The following is an 11,549-nucleotide window of genomic DNA, read 5'->3' as shown; positions in this document are numbered from 1 at the left end:
GCGGCAAGCCATCCCATGAAGATCGTCCTGTTCGCCAATACCGACTGGTATCTCTACAACTTCCGGCGCTCGCTGGCGCTGTCGCTGCATAAGGCCGGCCACGAGCTGCTGCTGCTGTCGCCGCCGGGCCCCTATGGCGAGAAGCTGCGCGCGCTCGGCCTGCGCTGGGAGCCGGTGCCGATGGAGCGGCGCAGCCTCAATCCGCTGCGCGAGCTGGCGCTGCTGCGCTATCTGGCGAAGCTGCTCAAGCGCGAGCGGCCGTCGCTGGTGCATGGCTTCACCATCAAGTGCGCGGTGTATGGCTCATTGGCGGCGCGGCTGGCCGGCGTGCGTGCGCGCGTCAACGCGGTGGCCGGCATGGGTTATGTGTTCACCAGCAACGACCTGAAGGCGCGTGCGCTGCGGCCGGTGGTGCGCGCGCTGCTGCGGCTGGCGCTGGACGGCGAGGGCGCGCGGCTGATCCTGCAGAACAGCGACGACGTGGCGCTGTTCGAGCGCGCGGGGCTGGTCGATCCCTCGCGCATCCGCCTGGTGCGCGGCTCGGGCGTGGACTGCTGGCGCTTCGTCAAGCGCGGCGGCGAGCGTTCGGGCGGGCCGTTGCGTGTGCTCGTCGCGGCACGACTGCTGTGGGACAAGGGCCTGGAGGAATACGTCGCCGCGGCGCGCGAGCTGCTGGCCGAAGGGCGGCGTATCGAATTCATGCTCGCCGGCACGCCCGATCCCGGCAATCCCGCGGCGGTGCCGGAAGAGACCGTGCGCGGCTGGGTCAACGAGGGCGTGATCAATTGGCTGGGCCATGTGGAAGACATGCCCAACCTGCTCGGCGCGGTGGATGTGGTTGCGTTGCCCAGCTATCGCGAAGGCCTGCCCAAGACGCTGATCGAAGCGGCGGCCTGTGCGCAGCCTTTGATCACTACCGATGTGCCCGGCTGCCGCGAAGTGGTCAGCGACGGCGTCGATGGCCTGCTGGTACCGGTGCGCGATGCGAAGGCGCTGGCGCATGCGATCCGCCGCTTGCACGACGATCCGGCGCTGGCGCGGCGTCTGGGCGAGGCGGCGTGGGCGAAGGCGCATGCGGAATTCGATGAGCGGATTGTGATCCGGCGGACCGTGGATGTGTATCGCGAATTGTGTGGGCCCTTGGCGATGCCGGTGGACGAGCCTGTGGCGCAGCGGCGCGTTGCGTAGCCACCTACCGAACTCTTCTCCCCTCCGGGGAGCACGCGGGGAGGGCACAGGGATGTGCCCGGCTTTGAGGAGCGAGGAAGATGCCGGCAGGCAGATGAGGGGCGGGTGCTTGCGGTGACGCTTCTACGAAGAGAAGAAGAGCTTTTGAGCTTGTATCGACCTTCAGCTCTTCGCTCCGCCCGGCCCCTCACCCCAACCCTCTCCCCGGAGGGGAGAGGGAGATGAAAGGGCGTCGCTAGATGGTCGAAAAAAAACTTGCATCTTCCTGCGTCCGGATCGCAAGGAATAGATTCATGCGCGAGTAAACCCCGCGCCTGCGCGTATCCCTAAACTAAGCGTTCCGGGGGAAGCCGATGAATGCGCATGTCTCGACGTGCGGCCAGCAGCGATCAGCTTCGAGGAACATCGACATGCCCGACACGCCGGCGAACGTACTGGACTTCCTGCCCAAGGAAGAGCACGCGGCGATCCGCGCGGGGCGCAGCAGCTACGACTGCACTGCTGGCATCCAGAAGGCCATCGACGGTTCGCGCCGCGTGCTGATTCCCGCGGGCGTCTATCCGGTGAAGCAGATCAACCTGCGCTCGGGGCTGGAGCTGTACGGCGAGGGCGCCTCGAGCGAGCTGCGCTCCTTCGACGATACGCTGGCCTCGGAATTCATGCTGGCCACCTACATCAAGGACGGCGGTACGCCGCGCGTGGCCGACAATATGCGCGACATCCACCTGCACGACCTGAAGCTCAACGGCCGCGTGGGCGAGTTCGGTTATGCGCAGTACTACTACCTGCTGGCGGTGAACGCCACCTCGGACCTGACCGTGGAGCGGATGACCTTCTTCGGCTTCCGTGGCGACGGCATGTACGTGGGCTCGGGCACCAAGTCCAACACCGAGCGGCACAACGAGCGGGTCACCGTGCGCGACTGCATCTTCGACGGCGCGGTGAAGGACAATCGCAACGGCCTGTCGATCATCGACTGCGACGGCCTGCTGGTGGAGAACTGCACCTTCCGCAATATCGGCAATGCCAAGCTGTCGCGCTCGGTGGGCGGTATCGATTTCGAGCCGGATCACGACTTCAGCGTGTACCGCAACGTGACCATACGGCGCTGCAACTTCATCGACATCGACACGGTGAACACCGCCGGCATCACCTTCTTCAACGGCCACCAGAAGGGCGGCAACATCGGTAACTGGCAGGTGCTGGATTGCCAGTTCCGCAATTGCTACTGGGGCATCGACAGCTCGACCCGGCCCAAGACCGCGGCCGACACGCCGGACAACCTCACCGTGCGCAACTGCCATTTCCTCAATTCGGTGCGCACCGACCTGGCGATCAAGGGCCTGAGCGGCGCGCGCGTGATGGGCTGCATCTTCGAGCGCTCGCCGCCGGGCAACGGGCCGGGCGGCGACGCGATCCGGCTGGGCGACATGGCGTCGGCGCGCAGCCGCAATGCGGTGAATGCGGTGATCACCGGCAATACGTTTATCGGGGTCCGTCCGCAGATGGGTGCGATCGGCGTACTTGGGGTGAGCGGACTGGTGGTGGCCGGCAATACCTTCAGCGATATCTATGGCACCTGCATCAACTTCTCCGAGGACGAGTCGGCCGACAGCGCGCGGCATATCGGTTCGGTGGTGATCTCGGGCAATACGGTGCGGCGCACGCGCACGCTTGCCACGGGCAGGCCGGTGCCGATGGCCTTCCTGAGCACCGGCAAGAAGCTGCAGCTGAGCAAGGGCGACGTGCGGCTGGATGCGCAATCGTTCGAGTACGACAACAAGGTGGATGCGGGAGTGCCGCGGGTGGCGAATGGGGCGGCGGTGGAGTTCGGCGGTAAACCTTGACGTAGGTTGGGGTGACAACCCCAACACCGCCCACTTCATGCGCCTCGCAACGTTGGGGTTGTCACCCCAACCTACGCCCACCCGCGCAGTCGATAGACCCACAAGCCGATGTATTCGTGCAAGGTGTGCGAGGCATCCCACAACACCGCACGCCGCGGCTCCCAATCGTTGCCCGGCGCACGCATGGGAGGTAGTAGTGCGGGCGCGGGAATCACATGCAGGCCCTGTTTCTCGAAGCTTGCCGCCGCACGCGGCATATGCTCGGGCGAGGTGACCAGCAATACGGTATGCGCGCCGTCGCCGCGCAGGATCGCCGCGGAATTGCGCGCGTTCTCATAGGTGGTATGGCTCGCGGTTTCCAGCCGCACGGCAGACGGTGGCACACCCTGGCGCTCCAGCATCGCGGCCATCCGCTTCGCATCGTTCTCACCGGAAAGCACCACCAGCGGCGCCCGGCTCGCGCGAAACAGCAGGTAGCCGAAGCCCACGCGGCTGTTGGCGATGGCGTCGCCGCTTTCATCGCGCCAGCTGTCCTTCTCGTCAGCCAGCGCTTCGCCGCCGAGCACCACGATGGCATCCGCCCTGGGGTAGTCCACCGCGGCCTGCGTGGCGTACTGGCCTTGCAGGCAGCGCTGCAGTCCGTGCGCGAACGCGGGCGTCGCGCACAGCAGCAGCCATAGCGGCGCGAGCGCGGCGATGCCCAGGCCCAGCCGGTAGCGCCGCAGCACGATGCACAGCAGGGCGATGGCGCCGAGCAGCCACGCCTGGGTGATCGGGTGGCTGATGCTCAGGTTGACCAGGTCGAACACGTACATGGCGCGGCGGAGGCGCTGGCCTGCGCCCCCGTCACTGCCCGCGCTGCTGCACCGCCTGGCTGGCGGCGATGGTGGAGCGGCGCGTGGTGCACACGATGTAGGTCAGCAGCAGGAAGCCGAACAGGCCCAGGCTGGCGAGCTGGCCGTAGTCGTGGATCAGGTGGCCGATAAAGGCCAGCAGGATCGAGGCGATCACCAGCACCAGCAGGGTCATGCGCGGACTCAGGCCGGTGCGCAGCAGGATGTGGTGGATATGGCCGCGGTCCGGCTTGAACGGCGACTGGTGGTTGCGCATGCGGCGGCACATCACCGCCAGCGTGTCGAGCGCGGGCAGGGCCACGCACCACAGCACGTCGGTGGGCAGCAGGTCAGAACCCGGGCTCTGGCTAAGGTCGATCAGCGCCCAGCCGAGCAGATAGCCCAGCACCGTGCTGCCGGCATCGCCCATGAAGATCTTCCGGCCGAACAGGCCGAGGTTGGCGGCGAGGTAGGGAATCATCGCCGCGCCGAGCATGGCGATCAGAACCGTGACACCCAGCGTGACGCCACCGTGATGGAACGCAAAGATCGAACCGATGCCGACCAGGCCCATGCTGCCGGACAAGCCGTCGATGCCGTCCATCATGTTGAACGCGTTGAGCAGTCCGATCACCGCGATGAGGGTGACCGGGATGCCGAGCGGGCCCAGCTGAAGCTGAACGCCGTTGAGCGTACCCAGCGAACGGATATAGACGTCTGTACTGCCAATCATCACGAACACGGCCAGGGTCTGCACGATCAGGCGCGTGCGCACGCTGAGCTCGTGGCGGTCGTCCAGCGAGCCCATGATGGTGAGGCCCGCGGCCGTGGTCAGCAGCATGCGGCTCATCTGCGTGGCGTCGCCGTACCACCAGGCGCCGACGAAGACGCCGCAGAACATCGCCAGGCCGCCTACCAGCGGCACGCTGCCCTGGTGCTGCTTACGGTCGCTGGGGCGGTCCAGCAGGCCGAGCGGCTCCGCCAGGCGGCGCAGAACGACAATCGCCACGGCAGAGGTGAACAAAGCCGCAGCGCAGGCGAGCATCGTTCTTGTGTCTTGCATATCGTGGCTTCCTCGGGGCAATCCAGTGGGGATGGCTCGCGTCGAATGGAGCGTCACGCGTCGCCTATCATCGCTCGCTTCTGCGAAGCGGTGATGACAAGAAGCTGATCGAGCGAGTCGCAACAGCGAAAAGCTTGCGCGACATCACGAACCCGCGACGGAGATGAGCCAGATGTATCGAAGCTCTTCGCGGCGAAGGGCAACTCTAAGCGATGTAAGTGAACGTCCAGTAGATTTTTCTCAATGTGGGTTGGTGTTGGTTCAGTCATTCACGCACGAACGAAGCTACAGTCCAGTCGCTTCACTCTCCGCATCTCCGCCATCACGCGACGCACCGAAGAGGATGCTCATGAAACTTCTTGCCGCTTCCATCGCAGCGACCTCCGCCCTGCTTCTGGCCAGCACCGCTTTCGCGCAGAACGCGCAGAACGCACAGCAGCAGCCGACCACCGTGAACCAGCTCATCGATCAGCAGCAGGCCAAGCCCGCGACGCCGGCGCAGCTGATCTCGCCCAAGAGCGCCAAGGGCGCCGCGCACGGCAGCATGAAGGCCAGCCATGCGGGTCCGGGTGCGGCAGCCGCAGCGGCCGTTGCAGGCACCGGCGGCACCGGTACGGGCGGCACGGGTACCGGCGGCACCGGCACCACGGGCACCACGGGTACGCATTGATTAGTTCTTAACGACGCGTTCGCATAAACGAACGCGTCGCTCGGCCTGCAGCCCGCGCGGCACGCAGGCCGGCACGTCTCACGTCATCGGTAGGGGGCCGAGGATCCAAGTTCGCCGCACCGCCGGCGTTCGCGATAATCGAAGGGCTCTACGGATGAACAAGCGACGGGCATTGTTGTTGGCATGTGCCGCCCTGACCCTGCACGGCTGTTTCTGGGCTCCAGGCCAGCACATGAGCGCGACCGACTTCTCGCGCCAAGGCTCGATCGACGCGGCTCGCTATCAGCTGGTGCCGATCACGCCGAAATTGCTGGCGATGGACAAAGCATCCAATCCGCTGGCCACCCTTCCCGACGAGTTGCGCAACTACCAGCCGGAGGCTTACCGCATCGGCGTGGGCGACTCGCTCTACATCACGGTGTGGGACCACCCTGAGCTCACATCGCCCGCAGGTTCGCAGCAGCTGCCCAGCGCGAACGGCCGCGTGGTGCGCGCCGACGGCACGCTGTTCTATCCCTACGTCGGCGTGGTCAAGGCTTCCGGCAAGACGGTGGAAGAACTGCGCGTAGAGATCTCGCAGCGCCTGGCCAAGTACGTGCAGGACCCGCAGGTCGACATGAGCGTGATCAGCTACGGCGCGCAGCGCATCACCATGCGCGGCGCCTTCGTCAAGACCGATCCGCTGCCGGTGACGGTGACGCCGCTGAGCCTTGCGCAGGCGGTGGGCACGGCGCAGATCAATACCGACCAGGCCGATCTCTCCGGCCTGGTGCTGTCGCGCGACGGACGCGATTACCACCTGGATCTCGACGCGCTCGCGCGCAATCACCAGCTGGGCGATGTGTGGCTCAAGCCCGGCGACCAGATCTTCCTTCCCTATGCGGATCGCAAGGAGGTCTACGTGGTGGGCGAGGTGACGCGTCCGGCGGCTTTGCCGTTCAAGACCAGCGACATGAGCCTGTCGCAGGCGCTGGGCAAAGCCGGTGGATTGAACGAGACCACCTCCAAGGGCAATGCGGTCTACGTGATCCGCGGCGTGGAGGACATGGAGAAGTCGCCCGCCACGATCTACCAGCTCGACGCGAAATCGCCCGCGGCATTCGCGATGGCTTCGCAGTTCTCCGTGCATCCCGGCGACGTGGTGTTCGTTGGCCCCGCGGGCGTGACGCGCTGGAACCGTTTCCTCTCGCAGCTGCTGCCGCTGTCCGGCATCGTGACCAACGCGGCTTCGGCTAAGAACGACCTCACCAATTGAGGTATGCGCACATGACGAGCTTCCCGTGGCGAGCTTCGCTCCGCCTCGCGGCCCTGGCGGCTGCGAGTTGGATCGTCGCCGGCTGCACTGACGTATCGCTGGGAAGCGTGGATACGATCCGCCAGGCCGTCGGCGGCGGCACCGACGTGCATCCCACCGCGGCGTCGGTGGCGGCCGAGCCGTATTACCAGCTGCAGGTGAATGCACCGGGTGGCGAGGCGATCCTGCTGCTGGCCAGCGTGCAGGGCGGCTTGGAAAGCTGGTACGGGCACGATGGGCAGGCGGTATTCCTGCGCAACGGCGTGCTGGTGCGGACGGTGGGACTGGAGGCGAATCTCGATCACGTCGCCTTCGACGGCGGCAATCCATTTGCGTCGGGCCTGCAGCACGTGCAGGCGCCGATCGAGTACCGCCGCGTGCTGGACTGGTCGCCGGGTTATCGCTACGGCATCACCGCGGTTGCGCAGCTCGAACCGAAGGGTGTCGAGAGCGTGGACATCCTCGGCCAGGTGCGCCAGCTGCGCCGCTACGACGAGCACGTGCGCGCCGACGGCGCAGGCTTCGATGTGACGAACCGCTACTGGGTCGATCCCGCCGACGGTTTTATCTGGAAGAGCCGGCAGCATGTCGCGCCCGGCCAGGCGCTGGAGCTGATCCAGCTGCGCCCGTACCGCGAGGCGCGAACGTGAGGGTCGCCTGCCTGCCCGGATGGCTGCTGTGCCTGTTCGTGGGCGTTGCCTGGCCGATCCATGCGATGGCGGTATCCGTCAGCGTTTCCGGACAGGTCGATCGGCCGGGCGTGCAGTCCTTGAACGGCAATGCGCGCCTGGGCGATGCGGCGACGGCGGCGCAGGTGCGGCCCGAGGCCTATGTGCTCGGCGCGAGCTGGACGCAGAAGTCCAGGCAGTTGGAGCAGATGCGTTTGCAGGCTGGCCTGCTGTACGAACTCGGCGCAGTGGCGGACCAGGCCAGGCGCGAAGGCAATGCGCCGCTCGCTGAATTGAGCGCGAAGCTGCGGCAGTGGCTGCAGGCGATGCCGGTGACCGGACGCCGCGTGGTGCGCACGCTCGATCCCGGCGCGCTCTATGCGGACGATGCGGACGACCTGCCGCTGGAAGACGGCGACACGCTTAACTATCCGCAACGTCCTTCGACGGTACGCGTGGTTGGCGCGGTACGGAAATCCTGCGAGCTGCCGCACGTGGCGCTGCAGGATGCGCGTAAGTACGTCAAGGCCTGCGCCACGCAGATGGCCGATCGCGATTTCCTCTATGTGATCCAGCCGGACGGCAAGGTGTTCGAGCTGGGCATCGCGCTGTGGAACGAAAGCGCGCCGATGGTGCTGGCGCCCGGCGCCATCGTCTACGTGCCGCTCGACAGCCGCCTCACCGCCGGCGCGGCCGATGCCGTGTTCGGCCGCGAGATGGCGGACTTCATCGCCACCCAGCCGCTGGATGGCGGGGTGCTGCCATGACCGCTCGCCTCAGCTGGCGCAGCGGATGCGTGATGTTGCCGGCCAGCCTGCTGCTGTCGCAATGCATCGTCGGCGCCTTGCATGCGCAGTCGGCACCGGGCTATACGCGCAACGATTACGGCGAAGTCGGCCTGATCCAGACGCCAACGGCGCGCATGGCGGACGAAGGCGACCTGGCCTTCACCGCATCGCGCACGTATCCGTACACGCACTACAACCTCTCGCTGCAGCCGCTGCCGTGGATCGAAGGCACGTTCCGCTACTCGTCGGTGAGCAACCGCCTGTACGGCCCGGTGGGCCTGAGCGGACACCAGAGCTACAAAGACAAATCGATCGACCTGAAGCTGCGCCTGTGGGACGAGACGCGCTGGCGCCCCGCGGTGGCGGTGGGCGGACGCGATATCGGCGGTACCGGCCTGTTCGGCAGCGAATACGTGGTGGCGAGCAAGCGCTTCGGGCCGGTCGACGTCACCGCCGGCCTGGCCTGGGGCAACATGGGTGCGCGCGGCGATATCAAGAGCCCGCTCGGCTGGGCCTGGAGCGGTTTCGACAACCGCGCCGGCAATACCAATCAGCAGGGCGGCGAATTCAATACGCTGCGTTACTTCCGCGGACCGGCGGCATTTATCGGCGGCATCGAATACCAGACGCCGCTGGACAAGCTGCGCCTGAAGGTCGAGCTGGACGGCAACAACTACAAGCACGAAGGGCTGGGCAACAAGTTCAAGCAGCGCTCGCCGATCAATGTCGCGGCGATGTACCGGGTCAACGACAACGTCGATCTGTCGCTCGGTTTCGAGCGCGGCGACAAGGTCATGGCCACGCTTACGCTGCATACCAACCTGGCTAAACATTTCGAGCCGCGCAAGACCGACGATCCCGCGCCCGAGCCGGTGCGCGGACTGGCCACCACGCCCGATCCACCGCAGGGCGCGGCGGCCATGGAGCGCAAGGCGCCGGAGCAGCTGGACTGGGACGAACTGGCCAAGGCGCTGGGCCAGAACGCGGGCATCGACGTCACCAGCATCGGCCGGCGCGGTTCCGAACTGGTGGTGCATGGCGAGCCGCGTGCGTATTTCTATCCCAGCCGCACGCTGGGCCGCACCGCGCGCATTCTCGACAACCGCGTGGACCAGAGCATCGACTGGTTCACCGTGGGCGAAGAGAACTACGGCATGCCGCTGGCGGAGCAGAGCATCCATCGCCCGCGCTTTATCGACGCGCTGGATCACCGCATCGACATGCAGGAGCTGCGCCGCAGCGCGGAGCAGAATCCGCCGGGGCAGCAGGACGAGGTGACGCTCTACACCAAGCCGCCGAAGCGTTTCGACGGCGGCGTGTCGCTGGGCTACCAGCAGAGCCTGGGCGGGCCGAACGCGTTCGTGCTGTACCAGTTCACCGCCAACGGCAACGCGACGTATCGCTTCTCGCGCAATCTGTGGTGGGACGGCGTGGTGAGCGCGAACCTGCTCAACAACTACGACAAGTTCACCTACACCGCGCCCAGCCTGCTGCCGCGCGTGCGCACCAATATCCGCCAGTACCTCACCACCTCCGACGTGACCATGCCGAACTTCCAGCTCACCGGCACCAAGGTGCTGGGGCCGGATCTGTTCGGCATGGCGTATGGCGGCATGCTGGAATCCATGTACGCGGGCGTGGGCGGCGAAGTGCTGTACCGGCCGTATGGCGAGCGCTGGGCGTTCGGCGTCGATATGAACTGGGTGCGCCAGCGCGGCTTCCGCCAGGACTTCGCGCTGCGCGGCTACAAGACGGTGACGGGCAACGCCACGCTGTACTTCAATACCGGCTTCCACGACGTCACCATCGCCGCCAGCGTGGGCCGCTATCTGGCCAAGGACTATGGCGTCACCGTCGACGTGTCGCGCGAGTTCGACAACGGCGTGCGCATGGGCGCCTACGCCACCATCACCAACAAGTCCGGCACGCAGACGGGCGAGGGCAGTTTCGACAAGGGCATTTATTTCTCGATCCCGTTCGACCTGCTGCTGCCGCACTCCAGCCGCTCGCGCGCCAGCTTCATGTGGGAGCCGCTGCTGCGCGACGGCGGCGCGCGCTTGTACCGGCGCTATAACCTTTACGACATGACCAGCGACCGCGACCCGGATCTGTTCGAGAAGAACCTGGAGAAGTCGCTGGACTGACGGGCCGGACGGCCGGGCATGGATGGAAGGCGCCGCCGCGTGGTTTACTGGGCGGCCCTTTCATCCAGGAGATTCATATGTCCACGGTTACGCTCAAAGGCAATCCGGTCCAGGTCGATGGCCGCTTTCTTAAGACTGGCGACAAGGCGCCGGCATTTACGCTGGTTGCCAAGGATCTGTCGAACGTGGCGCTGTCCTCGTTCGCCGGCAAGCGCAAGGTACTGAATATTTTTCCCAGCATCGACACGCCGACTTGCGCCACCTCGGTGCGCCGCTTCAACGAGCAGGCCGCCACGCTGCAGGACGCGGTGGTGCTGTGCATCTCGGCCGACCTGCCGTTCGCGCAGGCGCGCTTCTGCGGCGCGGAAGGCCTGGAGAACGTGGTGACGCTGTCCACCCTGCGCGGCGCGGAATTCCTGCGCGACTACGGCGTGGCGCTGGCTTCGGGCCCGCTGGCCGGCCTGGCCGCGCGCGCGGTGGTGGTGCTGGACCAGAACGACAAGGTGCTGCATGCCGAGCTGGTGAGCGAGATTGCGCACGAGCCGGATTACGATGCGGCGTTGAAGGTGCTCTGACGTACGCAACCCGTAGGTTGGGGTGAGCCGCAGGCGAACCCCAACCTACGCCGATCGTTTATTGATTGACGATGGGAATCCCGAGCGGCTTGGCCCCTCGGCGTTCCTGCAGTCCCAGCCCCATGCGCAGGCTGCTGCCGATGCGTTCCGCATTGCCGATGATCCGCGCGGCGGGGGCATCCTCGAACAGCTCGCGCACCGTCTCCCGCCACAGTTCCAGCCAGCGCTCGAAATGCTCGCCGCGGATGCCGGCTTGCTGGCGATGCACCGACATCGGCGAGCCGCGATAGGTCTGCGTGCCTAAGGTGACCGACGACCAGAACGACACCAGGATGCGCTTGTGATCGTCCCAGTCGTGCACGGCGGCGTTGAAGACCGGGCCCAGCGCCGGGTCGGCGCGCACCTTGTCGTAGAAGCGGTCGATCAGGGTGGCGAGGCTGCGTTCGTCGATGGAGGCGTGGCGTTCCATGCCTGGCATG

Annotated in this window: 11 protein-coding genes; 8 read left to right on the top strand and 3 right to left on the bottom strand. The window is 66.2% G+C overall.

The features are described from left to right. Window positions 1–15: 15 nt before the first annotated feature. Window positions 16–1,188, top strand: a complete 1,173-nt coding sequence (locus FHW84_RS16715; protein WP_167257106.1) for a glycosyltransferase family 4 protein — start codon at window positions 16–18, stop codon at window positions 1,186–1,188. Window positions 1,189–1,598: 410 nt separating this feature from the next. Then, the gene (locus FHW84_RS16710; protein ID WP_167257105.1) at window positions 1,599–3,035 is read left to right on the top strand and encodes a right-handed parallel beta-helix repeat-containing protein; all 1,437 of its coding nucleotides are present in this window, start codon (window positions 1,599–1,601) and stop codon (window positions 3,033–3,035) included. A 71-nt stretch (window positions 3,036–3,106) separates the two neighbouring features. On the opposite strand, the gene FHW84_RS16705 is transcribed toward FHW84_RS16710, so the two are convergent. Beyond that, entirely contained in the window at window positions 3,107–3,850 is a 744-nt protein-coding gene (locus tag FHW84_RS16705) for a YdcF family protein (protein WP_167257104.1), read from the bottom strand. 31 nt (window positions 3,851–3,881) lie between these two features. Beyond that, on the bottom strand, window positions 3,882–4,931 hold the full coding sequence (locus tag FHW84_RS16700) for an undecaprenyl/decaprenyl-phosphate alpha-N-acetylglucosaminyl 1-phosphate transferase (protein ID WP_243868155.1): 1,050 nt from the start codon (window positions 4,929–4,931) through the stop codon (window positions 3,882–3,884). Between the two features lie 349 nt (window positions 4,932–5,280). Between FHW84_RS16700 and FHW84_RS16695 the strand changes: the two genes are divergently transcribed. The 6 genes from FHW84_RS16695 to tpx all read left to right on the top strand — a co-directional run bounded on the left by FHW84_RS16695 (window position 5,281) and on the right by tpx (window position 11,070). Continuing rightward, window positions 5,281–5,601 (top strand): hypothetical protein, encoded by a 321-nt coding sequence (locus tag FHW84_RS16695; RefSeq protein ID WP_167257005.1) that lies wholly within the window; start codon window positions 5,281–5,283, stop codon window positions 5,599–5,601. Between the two features lie 232 nt (window positions 5,602–5,833). Continuing rightward, complete coding sequence (locus FHW84_RS16690) at window positions 5,834–6,856, top strand: polysaccharide biosynthesis/export family protein (protein ID WP_167257103.1); 1,023 nt, start codon at window positions 5,834–5,836, stop codon at window positions 6,854–6,856. A gap of 107 nt (window positions 6,857–6,963) precedes the next feature. Continuing rightward, on the top strand, window positions 6,964–7,545 hold the full coding sequence (locus FHW84_RS16685) for a YjbF family lipoprotein (RefSeq protein ID WP_167257102.1): 582 nt from the start codon (window positions 6,964–6,966) through the stop codon (window positions 7,543–7,545). After that, window positions 7,542–8,330: a capsule biosynthesis GfcC family protein gene (locus FHW84_RS16680; RefSeq protein WP_343203615.1), complete on the top strand. Its 789-nt coding sequence runs from the start codon at window positions 7,542–7,544 to the stop codon at window positions 8,328–8,330. Before FHW84_RS16685 ends, FHW84_RS16680 begins: the two co-directional genes overlap by 4 nt. Continuing rightward, window positions 8,327–10,495, top strand: coding sequence for a YjbH domain-containing protein (locus FHW84_RS16675; protein WP_243868153.1), 2,169 nt, complete (start codon window positions 8,327–8,329; stop codon window positions 10,493–10,495). The genes FHW84_RS16680 and FHW84_RS16675 overlap by 4 nt, the downstream gene beginning before the upstream one ends. 77 nt (window positions 10,496–10,572) lie before the next feature. Then, complete coding sequence (gene tpx, locus FHW84_RS16670; RefSeq protein WP_167257101.1) at window positions 10,573–11,070, top strand: thiol peroxidase; 498 nt, start codon at window positions 10,573–10,575, stop codon at window positions 11,068–11,070. Window positions 11,071–11,128: 58 nt separating this feature from the next. On the opposite strand, the gene FHW84_RS16665 is transcribed toward tpx, so the two are convergent. Beyond that, window positions 11,129–11,548, bottom strand: a complete 420-nt coding sequence (locus FHW84_RS16665) for a group III truncated hemoglobin (protein WP_343203614.1) — start codon at window positions 11,546–11,548, stop codon at window positions 11,129–11,131. Between the last annotated feature and the right edge of the window lies 1 nt (window position 11,549).

The sequence above is a fragment of the Dyella sp. SG562 genome (assembly GCF_011759495.1).
Classification (GTDB): Bacteria; Pseudomonadota; Gammaproteobacteria; order Xanthomonadales; family Rhodanobacteraceae; genus Dyella_D; species Dyella_D marensis.
The sequence above is the reverse complement of the archived record's forward strand: the minus strand, read 5'-3'. Positions and strand labels throughout refer to the sequence as shown.